Origin of the sequence: Actinomadura nitritigenes (genome assembly GCF_017573545.1) — a bacterium.
Classification (GTDB): domain Bacteria; phylum Actinomycetota; class Actinomycetes; order Streptosporangiales; family Streptosporangiaceae; genus Spirillospora; species Spirillospora nitritigenes.
Genome location: NZ_JAGEOK010000001.1, coordinates 454063 through 473615, shown reverse-complemented (window position 1 = coordinate 473615; position 19553 = coordinate 454063). Strand labels below are relative to the sequence as shown.

The following is a 19553-nucleotide window of genomic DNA, read 5'->3' as shown; positions in this document are numbered from 1 at the left end:
CCGGCGCGCTACGCGCCGCCTACAGGTCGTTGCCGGCGTAGGACAGGTTGAAGCTCTTGTTGACCAGGGGGAAGTCCGGGACGATCGCGCCGGTCAGGGCGACCGGCAACGCGGGCCAGTTGAGGAACGACGGGTCGACGATCTTGGCGCGGGTGAGGGTGCCGCCGGGGGCGAGCTCGACGCGGTGGACGATGGTGCCGCGCCATCCTTCGACGATGCCGACGCCGGACACGGGCCCGGCCGGCGGCGCGAGCGGCGGCCAGGAGGACACCGCCCCGGTGTCCATGCCGCAGGACAGGTCGTTGATGATCGCGATCGAGCCGGTGATCTCGCGGGCGCGGATCCGGAAGCGGGCCAGCACGTCGCCGGTCGTGGCGGTCGGGACGGTCAACGCCGGCCCGAGGTCGGTGAAGGGATGGTCGCGGCGGGCGTCGGCGTCGACGCCGCTGGCGCGCGCGACGTAGCCGAGGGCGCCCAGATCGCGGGCGGCCTCGGCGGTCAGCGGGGCGGTGCCGGTGAAGCGGTCGGCGACCACGGTGTGGCCGAGCGCCAGGTCGACCAGTCCGGCGACGTCGGCCTCGAGGGCTCCGAGCGCCCCCGGGTCGGGGACGGTGCGCAGGACGGCGCCGCCGAGGACGACGCCGCCGCGCAGCAGCCGGTGGCCGGTGGCCAGGGCATTGAAGCGCAGGAGCCGTTCCCGGACGCGGCCGAACTGGGCGTTGAGGACCGAGTGGCCGACGTCGTTGCACAGGGCGCCCAGGTCCGTGACGTGGTTGTAGAGGCGTTCGAGTTCCAGCAGGATCGCCCGCATGCGCTGCGCGCCGGGGGAGACCTGGAGGCCGAGGGCGTCCTCGACGGCCAGGCAGAAGGCAAGGGTGTGCCCCACCGTGGTGTCGCCGCTGACGCGTTCGGCGATCGGCACGGCGGCGTCGGGAAGCCTTCCCTGGAAGAGCTTCTCCAGGCCCTTATGCACGAACCAGAGGCGGGCCTTGAGCTTGAGGATGGTCTCGCCGACGACCGAGAACCGGAAGTGGCCGGGTTCGATCAGTCCGGCGTGCACCGGCCCGACCGGGATCTCGTAGACCCCCGGGCCTTCGACCTGCACGAAGGGGTAGGGGCCCTCCGGGTCGCCGAACCGGGGCGGCGCTCCGGCGTCGTCGCGCATCGGGTACCAGCCGCGGGGCCAGTGGTGGTGGCGTACCAGGCGGCGCGGAAGCGGATGGTCCCGCGGGACGATGCCGTACAGGTCGTGCATCTCGCGTTCGAAGCGGCCCGCGGGGAAGCTGAGGCGGGCCAGGCTCGGCAGCGCCGGGTCGGCCGCATCGAGCCGGACGTGCAACTCGGTGCGGCGCTCGGGCTCGTCCCCCGCGCCCTTGCCCTTGGTGAACAGGTAGACGACGCGGAGGGCGCCGGGGTCCTGGTGCGCCGCGGTCAGGGCCAGGCGGAACCCCTCGCCCAGCACCGCGGCCGCCCGGCCGGGCAGCGCACCGGCGTCGAGGTCGGCCTTCACGCGCTCGGGCCGGCCGGGCGGGGTGTCGTCAGGCGGGTTCATCAGTGCGCCTCCAGGACGGCGGCCGCGTTGTCCAGCAGGGTGTGCAGCGGCCAGAGGGTGATGCCGATCGCGGCGCAGGCCACCAGCCCCGAGACCAGGACCACCGCGGTGACCGCGGCAGGAGGGAGGGGGACGGTGGCGGCACCGGGTCCGGTCTCGGGGGCGCCGAGCAGCATCCGGCCGGTCCGGGCGGCGAGGGACGCGGTGATGAGCAGCACCAGCGCCAGGGCGATGGCGACGGCCCAGCCGAGCCCCGCCGCGAAGCCGGCGCGGAAGATGCCGATCTCGCTGGCGAACAGGCTGAACGGGGGGAAGCCGAGCAGTGCCAGGACGGCCGCGCCGAACCCGCCGGCCACCAGCGGGGTACGGGCGGCCAGGCCGCGGACGGCGTCGATCCGGCTGCCGCCGACGGCCTGCTGGATCCGGCCGGAGGCCAGGAACGCGACGGACTTGGCCAGCCCGTGCCCGAGGATGTGCAGCAGGACGGCGGCGACGGCGAGCCGCGACCCGATCGCGGCGCCGAGCGCCAGCAGGCCCATGTGCTCCATGCTGGAGTAGGCGAGCATCCGCTTGTAGTCGCGCTGGGCGAGCAGCAGCGCCGCGGCCAGCGCGATCGAGGCCAGCGCGGTGATCAGCAGCAGCACGCGGACGGTCCCGGCGCCGAGCGCGACGTCGGCGATCACCTTCACCCGCAGCACCGCGTAGAACGCCACCGACAGCAGCACGCCCGACATCAGCGCGGACACGGGTGCGGGCGCCTGGCTGTGCGCGTCGGGCAGCCAGGCGTGCAAGGGGGCCAGGCCCGCCTTGGCGCCGAACCCCAGGACCAGCAGCGCGACGGCGATGCGCGTGACGCCGGGGTCCAGCCGCCCGGCGTGCGCGGTGAGCTGCGTCCAGTCCAGCGATCCCGACGCGGGCACCTGGGCGTGCTGGGCGGCGAAGTGCAGCAGCGCGATGCCCAGGAACGCCAGCGCGATACCGGTGGAGCAGATCACGACGTACTTCCAGGCGGCCTCGGTGGCGTTGCGGGTGCGGCGGTGGCCGACCAGGAACGCCGTCAGGATCGTCGTGGCCTCCACCGCGACCCACAGCACGCCGAGGCTCGCGGCCAGCACGCCGAGCGCCATCGCCGCGACGAATCCCTGGGTGAGGACGCCGTAGCGGCGCATGTCGCGGCCCGTGGCATGCCCGGCGGCCTTCTCGGCGGCCAGGTATCCGGGACTGGCCAGCATCGCCAGCAACGCCACCGCGCCGATCACGATCAGCATGAACGCGCTCAACGCGTCGGCCCGCAGCAGCCCGCCGAGGGCGGTGCGCGGACGGTCGGTGGTCCAGGCGGCCAGCGCGGTCCCCGAGGCCAGCAGCACGGCGGCGGCGACGGCGCCCAGCCAGGCCGTGGCACGCCGCCATCCCAGCGCCGCGTAGCCGCCCGCGGCGAGGACCGGCGCCCCGATCGGGACGATCAGCATGACGGTCATCAGTCCCGCAACTCCCGCAGGTCGTCCAGATCGGTGTCGCCGAACGCCGCCCGGATCCGGGCCGTCAGCAACTGCAGCACCAGCACCGCCATCAGCACGTCCAGCGAGACGCCGCCCTCCACGATCAGCGGCACGCCCGAGGTGGTCAGGAACGCCACCGCGGTGATGCCGTTGTCCATCAGCAGGAACCCCACCACCTGCGACAGCGCGCGCCGCCTGGTCACCAGGGCGAAGAACCCGATCAGCACCACCGTCAGCGCGACCGGCACCGCGTGCGCCGCCGGGGAGGGATCGAGGGCCACCACCGGGCGGGTCACCGCGTAGGCCAGCAGCGCCAGCAGCGCCGCGACCACCAGCGAGGCGGCCACGTTCACCAGCGGCTCGGTCTCCCGGTTCGCGCCGCCCGCGGCACCGGGCGAGGCGCCGCCCGCGGCCAGGGCGCGCCGCAGCAGCCACGGCAGCAGGACCGCGCGCAGCAGCCCGATGCCCGCCGCCAGGCCGATCACCTGCGGGTCGCCCTCGTGAAACCCGAGAACGGCGACCAGCGCGCCCAGCGCGGCGCCCTGGAGGGCGAACAGGCGCACGATCGCGGCGAGGTCGCGGCGCCACAGCACCAGCACGCCCGCGAGCAGGAACGCACCGCACGCCAGATCCAGAAGCTGCACGTAAAGCGTGTGGTTCATGTGCCCACCAGGAAGAAGGAGGCGGCGACGGCCAGCAGGGCCAGGACGAAGGAGCCGGCGAGCAGTTCGGGCACCCGGAACATGCGCAGTTTGGCCATGAACACCTCACCGGCGGCCAGCGCGCCGCCCAGGACCGCGACCTTCGCCGCGTAGGCCGCCACCGCGATCGGCAGCATCGCCGCCGACGCGCCGGCGATGCCCCAGGGGGCGAACAGGTTGGCGACCAGGCCGAGCAGGAGCGTCAGCCGCATCGCCGACGCCCATTCCACCAGCGCCAGGTCCGGGCCCGCGTACTCCAGCACCATCGCCTCGTGGATCATCGTCAGTTCCAGATGCGTCGCGGGGTTGTCGACCGGGATCCGCCCGGTCTCGGCGATGGTCACCACCGCCAGCGCGATGACGGCGAGCAGGCTCACGGGGGAGACCACCCGCTGCGGTTCGTGCAGCGTGGAGGTGACGATCGCACCCAGGTTGGTGGAGCCGACCCGCACCGACAGCGCGAACACCGCCATCAGGATGGTGGGCTCCACCAGCGCCATCACCGTCATCTCGCGGCTGGCGCCCATCCCGCCGAAGGCGGTTCCGGTGTCGAGGCCGGCCAGCGCGAGCGCGACCGTGCCGAGCGCCAGCAGCGCCGTCACCGCGAACAGGTCCGCGGCGCCGTCCAGCGGCGACGCCGTCGTGACGATCGGGATCACCGCGGCGATCACCAGCGACGTCCCGGCCGGCAGCAGCGGCGCGACCCGGAAGACCGGGCCCGTCCCGTCCGGCGTGATCGGCTGCTTGCGCATCAGCTTGCGCAGATCCCGCCACGGCTGGAGCACACCGGCTCCGGCGCGTCCCTCCGACCGGGCCCGCACCTGCCGCATCAGCCCCACCAGCAGCGGCGCCCCGGCCCCCACCAGCAGTACCTGCACGGCCGCGCCGACCGTACCGGCCACCGTCACGCTCATCGCAGCACCGCCAGAGCGATCAGGACGCCGGTGAAGGCGGCGAAGCCGTATCCGGCATAGCGGTGCACACTGCCGTTGGCCAGCGGCCGGGCCGCCCGTCCCGCCCAGGCCACCGCGGCCAGCACCGGCCGGTACAGCCGATGCTCGATCCGGTCGCCCACCCGGGCCCGGTAGGTCACGCTGTCCACCAGGTACGCCGACTCGGCCAGCGGTGTGACGTCCACATCGGTCTCGGGGGCCAGGACGTCGTCGAACACCCGCTGCAACGGCTCGGCGAAGGAGGTCGCGGTGTACTCCATCCGTGCCGACAGCGGCCCGGCCCCGCAGTCCCACAGCCGGGCCCGCCGCCGCGCGAGCCGTCCGGCGCGCCGCGAGGCGGCACCGCGGAGCACGGCGACCAGCGCGATCACCGCCGCCAGCAGCGCGCCGGTGATCACCAGCGGGGACATCGTGCTCGGCAACCCCGCCGGATGCAGCGTCCCCGCGCCCGCCAGCGGGCCGGTCACCGCCTGGGGCGCCGGCACGGCCACCGCGACCGCACGCGACAACCCGCCCGCCACCGGGCCGGGGACCAGCGCCAGCACGGCACAGGAGACGGCGGCCGCCACCATGCCCGCCACCATCGTCGGGGGGCTCTCGTGGGCCCGCTGGGCCGCGGGCGTGCGCGGACGCGCCAGGAAGCCCACCCCGAACGCCTTGACGAACGTCGCGATCGCCAGCCCCGCCGACAGCGCCACCACCGCCACCGCCAGCGGCATCGTGACCGCGGCGAGCGTCCCGCCGGACGGCAGGGCGTGGATCAGGCTCTGCAGCAGCAGCCATTCGGAGACGAACCCGTTGCCGGGCGGCAGCGCCGACGCCATCAGCGCCCCCACCCCGAACAGCGCGGTCGTCGCCGGCATCGGCGACCGCAACCCGCCGAGGGCGTCCAGATCCCGCGTGCCGGTGGCGTGCAGCACCGATCCCGCCGCCAAGAACAGCAACGTCTTGAAGCCCGCGTGGTTGACCACGTGCAGCAGCGCGGCGGTCAACGCCAGGGCCGCCAGCGCGCGCGCACCCGAGGACGCCAGGAACCCGCATGCGCCGACGCCGATCAGTACCAGGCCCATGTTCTCGGAGGTCGAGTACGCCAGCAGCCGCTTGATGTCGGTGGACACCGCCGCCTGCAGGATGCCGGACAGTGCCGAGACCGCGCCCGCCGCCAGCACCAGCAGCCACCACCAGGCCGGTCCGCCGCCCATCAGGTCCAACCCCACCCGCACGATCCCGTACACACCGAGGTTCACCATCGCCGCGCTCATCAACGCCGACACGTGGCTCGGCGCCTCCGGATGGGCGCGCGCCAGCCAGACGTGCAACGGCACCGTTCCCGCTTTGGAGGCGAACCCGGCGAAGGTCGCCACGAACACCGCCCCGCGGACCGCCGGCGACAGGCCGGCGGACGCCGCGCGCAGGTCCGCGAACGCCTCACCGTGGGCCTCGGCGGCGAACGCGGCCAGGCCGGCGAGGACGACCACCAGGCCCAGATGTGTCATCACCGCGTACCACAACCCGGCCTCGGCCACCGCCGGCCGCCGCCGGTGCTCGGCCAGCACCAGCAGCAGCGAGGTCAGCGCCATCGACTCCCACGCCACCAGGAACGTGCTCACGCTCGCCGCCGCGGGCACCAGCAGCATCGCCGCCACGAACAGCGGCACCGTCGCCTGAGCGACCCGGCCGTCCACCCCGAGACCGTCCGCGCCGCGATCGGCGGAGCCGGGGCGGGCGTACCCGACTCCGTACACCGCCGCGCACACCGCGACCGCGCCCGTGACCGCCAGGAACACCCCGCTCAGCGGATCGACCGCCAGCCGCACTCCCGCCAGGGGCAGCACGTCCGGAAGCCACATCCGCCACGAGTGGCCCGCCATCGCGGTCACCCCCGCCACGACCGCGGCCGCACCGGCGGCGCCGGTCCCCACGCCGGTGGCGACGCGGCGCGCTCGCCGCGGCAGCGCCGCCCCCGCCGCCGCGGCGAGCGCGCTGGACCCCATCGCCGCCGCGAACGCGGCACCCGTCGGGCTCATCGGCCGGTGAGTCCCCGGAGCGCCGCCACGATCGCCTCCGGCCGCGGCGGGCAGCCGCGCACCTCGACGTCCACCGGGACCACGTCGCCCACCGCGCCGGCCACCCCGTACGCCTCGGCGAACACCCCGCAGTCGCGGGCGCAGTCACCGACCGCCACCACGAGCTTCGGCTCCGGAACGGCCTCATAGGTGCGGCGCAGCGCCGTCTCCATGTTGCGGGTCACCGGGCCGGTGACCATCAGCACGTCGGCGTGCCGGGGCGACGCCACCTGCCGGGCGCCGTACCGCTCGGCGTCGTACACCGGCCCGAACGCCGAGGCGATCTCCACCTCGCACCCGTTGCACGACCCCGCGTCGACGTGCCGGACCTGCACCGAACCGCGCAGGGCACGGGGGCGCCCGGAAGAGGGGGCCTCGGGGCGGTCGGGCGCGTCCTCGGCCACCCGGCCGGTCTTGAGGATCGTGTGCAGCAGACCTTTCACGAACTTCCTCTGTGTGAGAGCCCGAACGGGCGCCGAGCGCAGGGCGACTACTGGCCTGCGCAATTGCCAATATTAGCAACTCAACAACATGCGTCCGCACGGGCCGGCCTCCATCGGCCGGGGACGTCATCGGCCAGCGGCCCCATCGGCGTCGCGCCGTGACCCTAGGTGTGCTCGGAGCCCTTGGTGCCGGCGCCCGCGGCCCGCAGGTCGTCGAGCAGCTCGGCCTGCCCCGACAGCACCCCGGTCAAGATCGCCCGAGCGACCGCGAGCAGCTCCGCCACCCGGGGACTGGTCAGCGAGTAGATCACCGTCGTCCCCTCCTTGCGCGACACCACCAGGCCGGCCCGCCGCAGCACCGCCAGCTGCTGGGAGAGGTGCGCCGGCTCGATCCCCACCTCGGGGAGCATCTCCGACACCGCGTGGTCGCGCTCGCTGAGCAGCTCCAGCACCCGGATCCGGGCCGGATGCCCCAGCGTCTTGAAGAACTCCGCCTTCAACTGGTACAGCGGCGCGCTCACAGTGCCCCATCTCCCCTCGCCGGCCCCAGGCCGGCGTCGTCGTCGGACGGCCCGGTCCGGCATGTGGGCCCGTCCGCCGCCATCGAGCTACTACATAATAAATTGCCAACATTGGCAACCATGCAGGGGTGCCGGAGCGGCGGGGCGCCTCGGGCAACCCGGGCGCTGATCCCGAGCGCGGGCTCAGCCGAGTTTCGGGGTGGCGCGGTCGATGATCGGGGCCAGGTCGATGCCGGGCGGGAGGGTGCCGAAGGCGGCGCCCCAGTCGCCGGCGAGGCGGGTGGCGCAGAAGGCGTCGGCGACGGCCGGGTGACCGTGCCTGACCAGCAGCGACGCCTGAAGGACGAGAGCGAGGCGCTCGGCGACGCGGCGGGCGCGGTACTCGATCGTGGCGGTGTCGGCGAAGGCGTCCTTGGTCTCCTTGACGGCGGCGTCGAGGCGCGGGTCGGCGCCGCGGGCCAGCTCGACCTCCTCGAAGAACGCCTCCAGCGTCTGCGGCTCCCGTAGGGTTGCACGGAGGAGATCGAGTGCGGCCACATTGCCTGACCCCTCCCAGATCGAGTTCAGCGGCGACTCGCGGAACAGCTGCGGCATCCCCGACTCCTCGACGTAGCCGTTGCCGCCGAGGCATTCGAGGGACTCGGCGGCGTGCGCCGGCCACCGCTTGCAGACCCAGTACTTGCTGACCGCCAGGCCGAGCCGCTTGAACGCCGCCTCGGACGCGTCGCCGCGCACCGAGCGGTCCGTCGCGCCGGCGAGCCGCGTCATCAGGACCGTGGCGGCCTCCGACTCGACCGCGAGATCGGCGAGGACGTTGCGCATCAGCGGCTGGTCGACGAGGTACGCGCCGAACGCCTTGCGGTGCGCCGCGTGGTGCGCCGCGGTCGTGACGCCCTGCCGCATGCCGGCGGCCGCGCCGATCACGCAGTCCAGCCGGGTCATGTTGACCATCTCGATGATGGTCCGGACGCCGCGCCCCTCGTCGCCGACCCGCCACGCGACCGCGTTCTCGTACTCGACCTCGGACGAGGCGTTGGACTTGTTGCCGAGCTTGTCCTTCAGCCGCATCAGCCGCAGCGGGTTGAGCGCGCCGTCGGGCAGGACGCGGGGGACGAGGAAGCAGGTCAGCCCCTCCGGCGCCTGGGCCAGCGTGAGGAACACGTCGCACATCGGGGCGCTGGTGAACCACTTGTGGCCGACGAGCCGGTACGTCCCGTCCGGCTGGGGCGTCGCCTGCGTGGTGTTGGCGCGGACGTCCGAGCCGCCCTGCTTCTCCGTCATCGACATGCCCGCCAGCAGCGCGTTCTTGGTGAGCGGGGCGCGCAGGCCGAAGTCGTACTCGGGCTCGGCGAGCAGCGGCTCGTACCGCGCGGCCAGTTCCGGGGCCTGGCGCAGGGCGGGGACGGCGGCGTACGTCATCGAGATCGGGCAGCCGTGCCCGGCGTCCACCCGCCAGGTGTAGAACTTGGCGGCGCGGGCGACGTGCGCGCCCTCGCGGGGGTCCGCCCAGGCGGAGCCGTGCAGGCCGTGGGTCACCGCGACGGTCATCAGCTCGTGCCACGCCGGGTGGAACTCCACCTCGTCGATGCGGTGCCCGTAGCGGTCGTGGGTGCGCAGGACGGGCGGGTTCTCGTTCGCGAGGCGCCCCCACTCCTGGGCGCGCTCGGTGCCCGCCAGGACGCCCAGCTCGTGCACCTCCGGGACGGCCCAGCCGGCGCCCTCGCGCTCCAGCCCGCCCAGCAGGGCGGGGTCGTCGGCCAGGTCGTGGCCGGCGAGCGGGGGAACCTGGTTGAACACGTCGTGGGTCACTGCGCTGCTCCTGTGCTGCGGAGGCCGGTTCGCGGGGGACGTCCCCCGTCGCAGGATACAGAACCGCGTTCGGGGCGGCGGATGATCATCCCTCCACCCCGCCGCCCAGGGCATCCTCCTGAAGTGGTGGGGCGATCTCGTCCGCGCGGCGGATTGTCCATGCGGCGCGGGGGCATAACTTCGGAACCATGAGTCAGTCCAGTCCGCAGCAGGGGCGGCCGCCGTGCCCGAGCCGCCCGCGGCGGCGGCGGGAGGACCTCCACCCCGCGCGGCCCGGGGCCGATCCCGCCGGGACGGTGCCCGTTCCCGGGGCGGTCCGGGCCTCGGACGCCGAGCGCGAGGCCGTGGTCGAGCGGCTGCGGGTCGCCTCGGTGGAGGGGCGGCTGACCTTCGAGGAGCTGACCGAGCGGACCGAGGCCGCCTACGCGGCCGTGACCCGCGCCGAGCTGGAGCACATCACCGCCGACCTGCCCGGCATGGGCGCGCCCGGCGCGAACCCGGCGCCGCCGCAGGTGAAGCGGCGGTTCAGCGCCGTCATGGGGGACTGCAAGGAGCGCATCGTCGGGCGCATCGACGGCCCGCTGGAGGCGGTGTCGGTGATGGGCGACGTCGAGCTGGACCTGCGCGGCGCGCAGGTCCCGACCGGCGAGGTGCACATCTCGGCCACCGCCGTGATGGGCGACGTGAAGATCATCGTGCCGGACGGGGTGGCGGTCGTGCTGATGGGCCACGCCTTCCTCGGCGACCGCCGCGTCCAGGTGCGCGAGCCCTGCCCCGGGGAGCGCATCCCCGTCGTCCGGGTCACCGCGAACGCCTTCATGGGCGACGTGAAGATCGTGGACGACGAGCACCACGCGCCGATCCGCCGGGCCGTCGCGTCGTGGTGGCGCGACCGCCGCCCCGACTCCTGACCGGGGCGGCCCGCGCCCGCCGTGCGGCGCGCGGTCAGAGGCCCACCTCCGTCCCGGCGCCCCGCCGCCGCGCCTCGCGCAGCACCAGCGCGGTCGCGGCGAGGTCCTGGACGACGACGCCCACCGACTTGTAGAGCGTGATCTCCTCCGCGGACGTGCGGCCGGGGCGGGTGCCCTCGATCACCTCGCCCAGTTCGGCCCGGACGTGCTCGGGCGTGATGACGCCGCGCTCCAGCGGCTCGGCCAGGTCGAGGTTCGGCGGGACGGCCGACAGGGCCGCCGCGCGGGACTCCACGAACAGGGCGGCGTCCGCGACCGTCGCGTCGTCGACCTCCCGGCCGCGCGGGTTGTAGCCGATCGAGGTGACGTGCGTCCCCGGCGCCAGCCACTCCCGCCGGACGACGGGCTCCACCGCGTAGGTCGCCGCGCTCACGATCGCGGCGCCCGCGACGGCCTCCTCGTAGCCCGCGACGGCGCGCACGTCGGCGTCCACGGCGTCCGACAGCTCCTCGGCGAGTTTCACCGCCCTGGCGTGGTCGCGTCCGGCGATGCGGACCTCCCGGACGTCCCGGACGCGCGGGACCGCGATCGCGTGCGCCCGCGCCTGCACGCCGGTGCCGAGGACCGCGACGACCGAGGCGTCGTCGCGGGCGAGCAGCCGCGCGGACAGCGCCGCGCACGCCGCGGTCCTGACCGCGGTGATGTGGGTGCCGTCGAGCAGCGCCGCGGGCTCCCCGGTGGCGGGGTCGAACGCGACGATGACCGCCTGCCGCACGGGCAGCGCCGACCCGGCGTTCCCGGGGAACACCGACACGAGCTTGCTCACCAGGGCGTCGGCCGACGGCGCGTGGCCCGGCATGTCGAGCAGGAGCGCGTCCCGGCCGGGGACGGCCGCGGCGGTCCGCTCGGGGACGTGGGCCCGGCCGGCGCTGAGGTCGGCCATCGCGGGGGCGAGGGAGTCGATGAGGGCGTCGACGTCGAGCAGTTCCTCGACGTCCCGCCTGGAGAGAACGAGCACGGCGGGACCCTAGCGGGCCCCTCCGACAGAACGGGGCCGCCGGAGGTCAGCGGGAGTCGTCGGTGCGCTCCGCCTCGCGCACGCCCGCGTCGTCCGGCGGCAGCGCGTCGGGGTGGCCGTGGCGGACGCCGGGCGTGCCGGTTCCGCTGATCTCGTCCTCCCGGAGGGCGTCCCGCTCCGCCGGCTCCTCGCCCGGCACGCTCGCCGGGGACGCGGCGCCGGGGACGGTGCGGCCGCGGGCGTCCGAGCCCTGGTTCACCGGCGCGAAGTCGCGGTCGTGCGTCGTCTCGGGCTCGTGTCCGGAATCTTCACGCTCGTCCATGCGTGGCCGCATACCCCGAGCCGGACCCGCCGAACGTGAGAAGCCGTACGACGGGGACTCAGACCGCCGTGGCGGTCCGGCCGCCGGCCGCGCGGGCCGCGGCCAGGGCCTCGTCGTAGCGGTGGACGACCAGCTCGGCGACCTCCGGCGCCGCGCCGAGGACGGGGGAGACCGCGCAGGCGCCCGCCTCCAGCGCCTCGGCGCGCACCTTGTCCGCGAAGTGGCCCGGCGCCAGGAAGTACGATGCGACCGCCACGCGGGGCGCGCCCGCGTCGCGGAGCGCCGCGACCGCCTCGGCGGGCGTCGGCCGGGACGCCGACGCGAACGCCGGGACGACGCCGCGCCACCCGCGCGAGCGCCACTCCCGGGCCAGCCGCCAGATCGTGGCGTTCGCGGACGCGTCGGACGACCCGGCCGCCACCAGCACCACGGCGGTGTCGGGGTCGCCCGGCTCCACGCCCGCCTCCGACAGCCGGCGTTCCAGCGCGTCCGTGAGCAGCGGATGCGGGCCGAGCGTCCGCGCGGTCCGCAGCGCCAGCCGGGGCCACCGGGCCCGCACCCGGTTCAGCACGCCCGGGAGGTCGGTCTTGCTGTGGTAGGCGGCCGTCAGCAGCAGCGGCAGCACGACCGCCTCGGCGGCGCCGTCCCCGGCCAGCGCGGCCAGCGCCCGGTCGGGCGCCGGCGGCGCGTGGTCGAGGAACGCGGCCTGCACGGGCAGGCCGGGGCGCAGCGCCCGGACGGCGCGGGCCAGCTCGGTGACGGTCGCGGCGGCGCGGGGGTCCCTGCTCCCGTGCGCCACCGCGACCATGGGGACGCTCACAGGTGGATGCCGCACTCGGTCTTGCCCATGCCGGCCCAGCGGCCGCTGCGCGGGTCCTCGCCGGGCGCGACGGGACGGGTGCACGGCTCGCAGCCGATCGAGGGGTAGTCGTCGTAGTGCAGCGGGTTGATGATGACCCCGTTGTCCTCGATGTAGTTGTCCATCTCCTCCTGCGACCAGTCGAGGATCGGGTTCACCTTGACCATGCCGCGCTTGCGGTCCCACTCGACGACGCGGCGGTTGCGGCGGCTGGCGGTCTCGTCCCGGCGGATCCCGCTGAACCAGGCCATGTAGCCCTCCAGCGCCCGGCCGAGCGGCTCCACCTTGCGCAGGTGGCAGCACAGGTCGGGGTTGCGGCCGTAGAGGCGGGGGCCGAGCGCGGCCTCCTGCTCCTCGACCGTGCGGGACGGCGTGACGTTGATGACGTTCACCGGGTACACCGCCTCGACGGCGTCGCGGGTGCCGATCGTCTCGGCGAAGTGGTAGCCGGTGTCGACGAACAGCACGTCGATGCCCGGCTTCACCTTCGACACCAGGTGGATCAGCGCCGCGTCCGACATGGACGAGGTGAGGCAGATGCGGTCGCCGAAGGTGGCGACGGCCCACCGGATGACCTCCAGGGTGGGCGCGCCCTCCAGCGCCGCGGCGGCCGATTCGACGATGTCCTCGAGGTCGAGGGTCGGTCTGTCGGTCTCCAGCAGGGTCACCGGGACTCCTTCGTCTTCGGGGCGGCTCGGACACCCAGGAACTTCAGCTGGAAGGAGCGGGCGCAGTCGTTGCAGAACCACGCCCCGTGCTCCTCGAGGGGCTCGAGATCTTCTTCGCCGCAGTACGGGCAGTAGAACGGCGCGGCACGTTCGCTCATTCCGGCCTGCCCCTTACTTGAGGTCGGCCTCGTCGGCGCGCTGCGCCCACTCGGCGAACGTCTCGCCCTCGGTGCGCTGCTCGTCGAACTTCCGGACGACCCGCTCGACGTAGTCGGTCAGCCCGGCCGACGTGGTCTTCAGCCCGCGGACCTTCTTGCCGAACGAGGCGCCGAGCTGACCGCCGAGGTGGATCTGGAACCCCTCGACCTGGTCGCCGTTCTCGTCCACGACCAGCTGGCCCTTGAGCCCGATGTCGGCGACCTGGATGCGGGCGCAGGCGTTCGGGCAGCCGTTGACGTTGATCGTCAGCGGCTGGTCGAAGTCCGGCAGGCGCTTCTCCAGCTCGTCCATCAGGTCCATCGCGCGCTGCTTGGTCTCGACGATCGCGAGCTTGCAGTACTCGATGCCGGTGCAGGCCATCGTCTGCCGCCGGAACGTGGAGGGCCGGACCTGGAGGTCGTGCTCGGCCAGCGCCTCAATGAGCGCCTCGGTGTTCTCCTCCGGCACGTCGAGGATGACCATCTTCTGCTCGATGGTCGTGCGGACCCGGCCGGAGCCGTACCGGTCGGCCAGGTCCCCGATGACGCCGAGCAGCTCGCCGTTCACGCGGCCGACGCGCGGCGCGAACCCCACGTAGAAGTCGCCGTCCTTCTGGGGGTGGACGCCCACGTGGTCGCGGTGCGCGAGCGGCGCGGCGGGCTCGGGGCCGTCCGGCAGCGCGTACCCGAGGTACTCCTTCTCCAGCACCTCGCGGAACTTCTCCGCGCCCCAGTCCTTCATCAGGAACTTCAGCCGGGCGCGGCTGCGCAGCCGCCGGTACCCGTAGTCGCGGAAGATCGAGGTGACGCCGTGCCAGACCTCGCTCGTCTGCTCGGGCTTCACGAACACCCCGAGGCTCTGGGCGAACATCGGGTTGGTGGACAGCCCGCCGCCGACGAACAGCTGGTAGCCGGTCTCGCCCGCCTCGTTCACGACGCCGACGAACGCGATGTCGTTGATCTCGTGGACGGTGCAGTGCGAGGTGCAGCCCGACAGCGCCGTCTTGTACTTGCGCGGCAGGTTGGAGAACTCGGGCGAGCCGATGTAGCGGTCGTGGATCTCGCGCAGGTCCCGGGTCGCGTCGATCACCTCGTCGGCCGCGATGCCGGCCAGCGGGCAGCCGATGATGGTCCGCGGCACGTCGCCGCACGCCTCCATCGTGTGCAGCCCGACCGCCTCCAGCGCCTCCCAGATCGCCGGGACGTCCTCGATCCGCACCCAGTGCAGCTGGACGTTCTGCCGGTCGGTGAGGTCGGCGCTGCCCCGCGCGTACCGGGTGGAGATGTCGGCGATGGTGCGCAGCTGCGGCCCGCTGAGCTGGCCGCCGTCGATGCGCACCCGCATCATGAAGTACTTGTCCTCGAGCTCCTCGTCCTCGAGGGCCCCCGTCTTGCCGCCGTCGATGCCGGGCTTGCGCTGCGTGTACAGCCCCATCCAGCGGAACCGGCCCCGCAGGTCGGCGGGGTCGATCGAGTCGAAACCGGTCTTGGAGTAGACGTCGATGATCCGGCGGCGGACGTTCAGCCCGTCGTCGTTCTTCTTGTTCTCCTCGTTCTTGTTGAGCGGTTCCCGGTAGCCGAGGGCCCACTGGCCCTCGCCCTTCTTGCGCTTGATCGCGGGTGGCACGGCGCGCGTCCTCATCTGTGGTGGTGAGGGACGCGTAGCGCACCGGCGCTCTGAGGCAGCCGGCTCGACGCTGAGCAGGATGAAGTCAAAGGTGACGCCGATGCACCACGCGCCCGGCTGAGCAAGGGGGCGTGGTCGGGGGCGTCAGCGACAGATCGCGCTGCGGACGCGGAGGAAGTCGACGTGCCGGCGCTTGGCCAGCAACGGGTCCGCAGCAGTCATGCTCAAACTCTGACACGCCGTCTCGCGGGCTGTCCAGTGACGTCCGGAATGCGGACGAGTGAGAAGTGTCATCCTTGACGCTTCCAGTTCACCGGCGGCTCGGCGCCCTGCGCCCGCTCCCCGGACGGCCGCGACGAGGTCCCGCCGGCGGGCCCGGACGGCTCGGACGGCGTCGCGGGCGCGGCCTTGTGCTGGCAGTCGCACCAGGAGCCGCCACGGCACTCCCCGTGGTGGCGTTCGCGGCAGGACTGGCAGATCACCCCTTCATTGTCACCGATGGGCATCGATGCTCGCACACCCGCCCGCGTGGGCGCGGTACCCGTGCGCGCCGGCGGCCCACGCCCTACGGTGGGGCGGTGTGACCACCGTCTCGGACGCCGGCGGCGATTCCCCGGCCAGGGACGACGGCGCCACGCCCGCTGACAGGGGAGGCGCCGTCGGCCCCGCCGCCGCATCTCCGGGCCGTGTGCCCCTGGCACGGGAAGGGTCGCCGCGTGCGTCGGCCAAGCGCGCGCGGGCGGACCGGAACCCCGAGGACGGGGCGTCCGATCATGGGGCTCCGGATCACGGGCATACCGCTCTCGTGCGTTCCGACCACGCCCCGCGCCGCGCCGCGGGCCCGGCCGCGCGCGTCCGCAGGGCCGCGGCGCGCGTCCGGGCCGCCGCCGGCCGCGCCCGCAGGGCGTTCTGCGCCGCACTGGGCGTCCTCGCGCGCTCCGGCGGCCCGGTGGGCTGGCGGCTGGTCAGGGGGACGGCGGTCGCGGCCTTCCGCTACCGGGTGACCGGGCTCGCCGCCGAGATCGCGTTCTTCGCGCTGCTGTCGCTGCCGCCGCTGGCCCTCGGGCTGATCGGCACCATGGGCCACTTCCAGGGCGTGATCAGCAAGGAGACCGTCGAGGACATCCGCAACCGGGCCATCGAGCACGCCCAGACCGTGCTGACCCCCAACGCGGTGAACACGGTCGTCAAACCGCTGCTGGACGACGTGATCAAGGGCGGCAGCCCCGACATCGTGTCGATCGGCTTCGTGCTGTCGTTGTGGGCGGGCTCGCGCGCGGTCAACGTCTGCATCGACACGATCACGATCGCGTACGGGCTGTCGGGCATCCGCGGCGTCATCCGCACCCGCACGCGCGCGTTCATCCTGTACGTCCTCGGCCTCATCGTGGGGCTGGTGATCGCCCCGCTGCTGGTGGCCGGGCCGACGCTGGCGCGGCAGGCGGTGCCCGAGAGCGCCACGATCGTGCAGGTGCTGTACTGGCCGGTCCTGGTGGGCCTGTCGGTGGTCTCCCTGGCGCTGCTGTACCACATGAGCGTCCCGGTGCGCACGGCCTGGTGGCGGGAGGTGCCGGGCGCGGTGCTGGCGCTGCTGATCTGGGTCGTCGGCAGCCTGATCCTGCGGATCTACCTGAGCGGGTCGCTGAGCGGGGTGTCGGTGTACGGCTCGCTGGCCGCCGCGATCGCCGTGCTGGCGTGGCTGTACGTGGCGGCGATCGCGGTGCTGATCGGCGCGACGCTGAACGCCGAGATCGACCGGCTGTGGCCGAGCGCGGACACGGCACGGGCGCGGGCCCTGGGGAAGGCGCCCGCCGGGCAGGAGCCGGGCGCGACCGCCGCGACCGCGGTGCCCGCGCCGGACGAGGACGCCGGTGACGCCGGTGACGCCGACGGTGCCGGGACGAATGGTAAAAACTGCAACGAATAAGGCTCTGAAAAGGCCAAACATGTCGTAGCCTCGCTTTCCATGACCCCCCGAGAGGACACCGGCCGGCTCCGGACCGTGACCGGCACGATCGCGACGTCCGACATCACCGGCCCCGTGCTCTCCCACGAGCACCTCGGGATGGACCTGCGCTGGCCGGCCCGGCCGCAGCAGGTGGGGTCCGACCCGGCGCGCTGGCTGGACGAGGAGAAGGGCGTCCAGCGCGAGCTCAACGAGCTGCGCAAGGAGCACGGGCTCGGCCTCGTCGTCGATCTGACCTGCTCGGGCATGGGGCGCAACGCCGCCGCGCTGGCCCGCATCAGCGCCGGCTCCCGGGTCGCGGTGGTCGCCGGGACGGGCGTGTTCACCGAGCCGTTCCACCCGGCGTTCGTCCGCGAGGCCCTCGCCGCCGGCCCCGGCCCGGGTCGTTCCGCGTGGACGGCCCCCCAGGCCCCCCGGCAAGAGCTGGACGGCCGGTCGGGCGTGGACCGGCTGGCCGAGCGGCTGCTCGCCGAGATCGGCTTCGGCATGGACGGCACCAACGCGCTGCCGGGCGTGATCGGCGAGATCGGCACCTGGGGCGAGGCGCCGACCGAGACCGAGGAGCTGTGCCTGCGGGCCGCCGCCCGCGCCGCCCGCTACTCGGGCCTGTCGGTGGCGACCTACGGCCGCGCCGGCGTGGCCCAGCTGGAGATCCTCACCGCCGCCGGGCTGCCCGCCGACCGCGTCGCCGTCGGCCAGCAGGACCGGGTGGACGACCCCGGCCAGCACCGCAAGATCGCCGAGTCCGGCGCGTACGTGTCGTTCGGCACGCTCGGGCTGGCGGGCGAGGACCACGCGGAGATCGGGGCCCGTGTGCGCGCGGTCATGGACCTGCTGGAGGCCGGGCACGCCGAGCGGGTGCTGCTGAGCACCGGCGTCTCGCGGATGGAGCAGATCGTCCGGTACGGCGGCGGCGGATACGGCTACCTGTTCGACACCTTCCTGCCCGCGCTGCGCGCCGCCGGCGCCGACGACGCGACCCTCGACACGGTCCTGCGGGCCAACCCGCTGCGCTGGCTCACCGCGGGCTGAATCGCGGCGCCAGCGGCGGGTAGGGCTCTCTCAGGAGCTCTTCCGCGACCCCGGGAGGGGGTGCGCCGATGTCTTGGAACAGAACGACGAAGTGGGCGGCCGCGCAGGAGGAGACCGTCCGGCTGCCCTATGCCGACCGCGCGGAGGCGGGCCGGGTGCTCGCGGCGCGGCTCGCTCGGATGGCCCTGGACGGCGCCGTGGTGCTCGCGCTGCCCCGGGGCGGCGTCCCGGTCGGGTTCGAGGTCGCGCGGCGCCTGGGGTCGCCCCTGGACGTCCTGGTGACCCGCAAGATCGGGTTCCCGCCGCAGCCGGAGCTCGGCGTGGGCGCGATCGCCGAGGGCGGCGACCCGGTGTTCGACCGCGGGCTGCTGGACCGGCTCGGCCTCACCGAGGACGACATGGCCGCGACGGTGCGCGCCGAGCGCGCCGAGCTGGACCGGCGCGTGGCCGCCTACCGCGGCGGCCGGGGCCTGCCGGACATCGCCGGACGCGCCGTGGTGGTCGTCGACGACGGCCTCGCCACCGGCGGGACCGCGCGGGCGGCCGTGCGGGCGACGCGCGGGCGCGGGCCGTCCCGGCTCGTCCTGGCGGTGCCGGTGGGCGCCGAGGACACCGTGCGGTCGCTGGCGGCAGAGGTGGACGACCTGGTGGTCCCCGCGGCCCCCTGGGACTTCCGCGCGGTCGGCCAGTGGTACCGCGACTTCGACCAGCTGACCGACCGGGACGTGACCGGGTGGCTGGAGCGCGCCGGAAATGGGCGCGGCGAATTCGGGTGAAAAAGCCACGCGGAAGCGCCGGCTGCGGTAAAGGCGGCCGGGAAATCCGCGCGGGCCGCAACACAGATGTGACGCACATGTGACGAACGAACGCGGCAGGGCCCGGCCGTGGCGGCCGGGCCCTGGGCAACGCAAACGGCCCCGCGGGGCGGGGCCGTGTCGTTTTTCGGTGGCGTGCCGGGGTGCGCGCTGGGAGCGGTTCTGGCGTGCCGTGCGACGGTCAGGCCGCGTTGGCGCGGCGCATGCGACGGCGGCGCTCGGAGGCGCGCTCGTCCTCGTTCAGACCGCCCCACGTGCCGTACTTCTCGGGCCGGGACACGGCGTAGTCCAGGCATTCCGTGCGGACCGGGCAGCCCATGCAGATCTGCTTGGCCTTGCGCTCGCGGATCTCACGCTCGGGCTGGCGCTCGCCGTCGGGGCCGAAGAAGAGCACGAGGTCTTCCCCCCGGCACGCCGCGGCGTCCTGCCAGCCCCAGCTGGGACGAGGGAGGTTTGCCTGCCGACGTACCTGAGCCATGGAACACCCACCTTGATTGGTTTCGAACAATTTCGGGACATGGACGCATCGACGTGCTTCGGGTGACATGAGTCAGAAGCGCCGAAAGTTCCAACGTCTGGAGTTGCCGCTCTGTT

General features: G+C 74.1%; 20 protein-coding genes. 4 read left to right on the top strand and 16 right to left on the bottom strand.

Annotated elements, in window-relative coordinates:
• Nucleotides 1-19: 19 nt before the first annotated feature.
• The 8 genes from J4557_RS01885 to J4557_RS01850 form a co-directional block, all read right to left on the bottom strand.
• Nucleotides 20-1552 carry a hydrogenase large subunit gene (locus J4557_RS01885; RefSeq protein ID WP_208264524.1) on the bottom strand — a complete coding sequence of 511 codons (1533 nt, stop codon included), beginning with the start codon at nt 1550-1552 and terminating at the stop codon, nt 20-22.
• Nucleotides 1552-3030: a proton-conducting transporter transmembrane domain-containing protein gene (locus J4557_RS01880; RefSeq protein ID WP_208264523.1), complete on the bottom strand. Its 1479-nt coding sequence runs from the start codon at nt 3028-3030 to the stop codon at nt 1552-1554. The genes J4557_RS01885 and J4557_RS01880 overlap by 1 nt, the downstream gene beginning before the upstream one ends.
• The gene (locus tag J4557_RS01875; protein ID WP_208264522.1) at nt 3030-3713 is read right to left on the bottom strand and encodes a hypothetical protein; all 684 of its coding nucleotides are present in this window, start codon (nt 3711-3713) and stop codon (nt 3030-3032) included. The genes J4557_RS01880 and J4557_RS01875 overlap by 1 nt, the downstream gene beginning before the upstream one ends.
• The gene (locus J4557_RS01870; protein WP_208264521.1) at nt 3710-4666 is read right to left on the bottom strand and encodes a respiratory chain complex I subunit 1 family protein; all 957 of its coding nucleotides are present in this window, start codon (nt 4664-4666) and stop codon (nt 3710-3712) included. The genes J4557_RS01875 and J4557_RS01870 overlap by 4 nt, the downstream gene beginning before the upstream one ends.
• Nucleotides 4663-6732 carry a proton-conducting transporter transmembrane domain-containing protein gene (locus J4557_RS01865; RefSeq protein ID WP_243775095.1) on the bottom strand — a complete coding sequence of 690 codons (2070 nt, stop codon included), beginning with the start codon at nt 6730-6732 and terminating at the stop codon, nt 4663-4665. Before J4557_RS01865 ends, J4557_RS01870 begins: the two co-directional genes overlap by 4 nt.
• On the bottom strand, nt 6729-7214 hold the full coding sequence (locus tag J4557_RS01860) for an NADH-quinone oxidoreductase subunit B family protein (RefSeq protein ID WP_307799295.1): 486 nt from the start codon (nt 7212-7214) through the stop codon (nt 6729-6731). Before J4557_RS01860 ends, J4557_RS01865 begins: the two co-directional genes overlap by 4 nt.
• A 164-nt stretch (nt 7215-7378) precedes the next feature.
• Nucleotides 7379-7735, bottom strand: coding sequence for an ArsR/SmtB family transcription factor (locus J4557_RS01855; RefSeq protein WP_208264520.1), 357 nt, complete (start codon nt 7733-7735; stop codon nt 7379-7381).
• Nucleotides 7736-7918: 183 nt separating this feature from the next.
• Entirely contained in the window at nt 7919-9544 is a 1626-nt protein-coding gene (locus tag J4557_RS01850; RefSeq protein WP_307799294.1) for an acyl-CoA dehydrogenase family protein, read from the bottom strand.
• 188 nt (nt 9545-9732) lie between these two features.
• Between J4557_RS01850 and J4557_RS01845 the strand changes: the two genes are divergently transcribed.
• Nucleotides 9733-10455 (top strand): DUF1707 SHOCT-like domain-containing protein, encoded by a 723-nt coding sequence (locus tag J4557_RS01845; protein ID WP_208264518.1) that lies wholly within the window; start codon nt 9733-9735, stop codon nt 10453-10455.
• A gap of 34 nt (nt 10456-10489) precedes the next feature.
• On the opposite strand, the gene J4557_RS01840 is transcribed toward J4557_RS01845, so the two are convergent.
• The 7 genes from J4557_RS01840 to J4557_RS01810 all read right to left on the bottom strand — a co-directional run bounded on the left by J4557_RS01840 (nt 10490) and on the right by J4557_RS01810 (nt 15628).
• Nucleotides 10490-11473: an ornithine cyclodeaminase family protein gene (locus J4557_RS01840; RefSeq protein WP_208264517.1), complete on the bottom strand. Its 984-nt coding sequence runs from the start codon at nt 11471-11473 to the stop codon at nt 10490-10492.
• Between the two features lie 46 nt (nt 11474-11519).
• Nucleotides 11520-11795, bottom strand: a complete 276-nt coding sequence (locus J4557_RS01835) for a hypothetical protein (protein WP_208264516.1) — start codon at nt 11793-11795, stop codon at nt 11520-11522.
• Nucleotides 11796-11853: 58 nt separating this feature from the next.
• On the bottom strand, nt 11854-12603 hold the full coding sequence (locus tag J4557_RS01830; protein WP_208264638.1) for a sirohydrochlorin chelatase: 750 nt from the start codon (nt 12601-12603) through the stop codon (nt 11854-11856).
• A gap of 8 nt (nt 12604-12611) precedes the next feature.
• Nucleotides 12612-13322: a phosphoadenylyl-sulfate reductase gene (locus J4557_RS01825; RefSeq protein WP_208264515.1), complete on the bottom strand. Its 711-nt coding sequence runs from the start codon at nt 13320-13322 to the stop codon at nt 12612-12614.
• Complete coding sequence (locus tag J4557_RS01820) at nt 13319-13480, bottom strand: Insertion element protein (protein ID WP_208264514.1); 162 nt, start codon at nt 13478-13480, stop codon at nt 13319-13321. The genes J4557_RS01825 and J4557_RS01820 overlap by 4 nt, the downstream gene beginning before the upstream one ends.
• A 13-nt stretch (nt 13481-13493) precedes the next feature.
• Nucleotides 13494-15161 (bottom strand): nitrite/sulfite reductase, encoded by a 1668-nt coding sequence (locus J4557_RS01815; RefSeq protein ID WP_208264513.1) that lies wholly within the window; start codon nt 15159-15161, stop codon nt 13494-13496.
• Nucleotides 15162-15436: 275 nt separating this feature from the next.
• Nucleotides 15437-15628, bottom strand: coding sequence for a hypothetical protein (locus J4557_RS01810; protein ID WP_208264512.1), 192 nt, complete (start codon nt 15626-15628; stop codon nt 15437-15439).
• A 323-nt stretch (nt 15629-15951) separates the two neighbouring features.
• On the opposite strand from J4557_RS01810, the gene J4557_RS01805 reads away from it, so the two are divergent.
• The 3 genes from J4557_RS01805 to J4557_RS01795 all read left to right on the top strand — a co-directional run bounded on the left by J4557_RS01805 (nt 15952) and on the right by J4557_RS01795 (nt 18920).
• Complete coding sequence (locus J4557_RS01805; RefSeq protein WP_307799288.1) at nt 15952-17073, top strand: YihY/virulence factor BrkB family protein; 1122 nt, start codon at nt 15952-15954, stop codon at nt 17071-17073.
• 39 nt (nt 17074-17112) lie between these two features.
• The gene (locus tag J4557_RS01800; RefSeq protein WP_208264510.1) at nt 17113-18144 is read left to right on the top strand and encodes a phosphotriesterase family protein; all 1032 of its coding nucleotides are present in this window, start codon (nt 17113-17115) and stop codon (nt 18142-18144) included.
• Between the two features lie 68 nt (nt 18145-18212).
• Complete coding sequence (locus tag J4557_RS01795; protein WP_208264509.1) at nt 18213-18920, top strand: phosphoribosyltransferase; 708 nt, start codon at nt 18213-18215, stop codon at nt 18918-18920.
• A gap of 220 nt (nt 18921-19140) precedes the next feature.
• Here the strand turns inward: J4557_RS01795 and J4557_RS01790 are convergent, their stop codons facing one another.
• Nucleotides 19141-19437, bottom strand: coding sequence for a WhiB family transcriptional regulator (locus J4557_RS01790; RefSeq protein WP_021600082.1), 297 nt, complete (start codon nt 19435-19437; stop codon nt 19141-19143).
• Between the last annotated feature and the right edge of the window lie 116 nt (nt 19438-19553).

Coding starts and splice junctions, on each gene's coding strand:
- J4557_RS01865 (WP_243775095.1), bottom strand. CDS start 6,732: ATGAGCCCGACGGGTGCCGCGTTCGCGGCGGCGATGGGGTCCAGCGCG.
- J4557_RS01845 (WP_208264518.1), top strand. CDS start 9,733: ATGAGTCAGTCCAGTCCGCAGCAGGGGCGGCCGCCGTGCCCGAGCCGC.
- J4557_RS01820 (WP_208264514.1), bottom strand. CDS start 13,480: ATGAGCGAACGTGCCGCGCCGTTCTACTGCCCGTACTGCGGCGAAGAA.
- J4557_RS01885 (WP_208264524.1), bottom strand. CDS start 1,552: ATGAACCCGCCTGACGACACCCCGCCCGGCCGGCCCGAGCGCGTGAAG.
- J4557_RS01790 (WP_021600082.1), bottom strand. CDS start 19,437: ATGGCTCAGGTACGTCGGCAGGCAAACCTCCCTCGTCCCAGCTGGGGC.
- J4557_RS01875 (WP_208264522.1), bottom strand. CDS start 3,713: ATGAACCACACGCTTTACGTGCAGCTTCTGGATCTGGCGTGCGGTGCG.
- J4557_RS01870 (WP_208264521.1), bottom strand. CDS start 4,666: ATGAGCGTGACGGTGGCCGGTACGGTCGGCGCGGCCGTGCAGGTACTG.
- J4557_RS01880 (WP_208264523.1), bottom strand. CDS start 3,030: ATGACCGTCATGCTGATCGTCCCGATCGGGGCGCCGGTCCTCGCCGCG.
- J4557_RS01800 (WP_208264510.1), top strand. CDS start 17,113: ATGACCCCCCGAGAGGACACCGGCCGGCTCCGGACCGTGACCGGCACG.
- J4557_RS01815 (WP_208264513.1), bottom strand. CDS start 15,161: ATGAGGACGCGCGCCGTGCCACCCGCGATCAAGCGCAAGAAGGGCGAG.
- J4557_RS01835 (WP_208264516.1), bottom strand. CDS start 11,795: ATGGACGAGCGTGAAGATTCCGGACACGAGCCCGAGACGACGCACGAC.
- J4557_RS01830 (WP_208264638.1), bottom strand. CDS start 12,603: ATGGTCGCGGTGGCGCACGGGAGCAGGGACCCCCGCGCCGCCGCGACC.
- J4557_RS01795 (WP_208264509.1), top strand. CDS start 18,213: ATGTCTTGGAACAGAACGACGAAGTGGGCGGCCGCGCAGGAGGAGACC.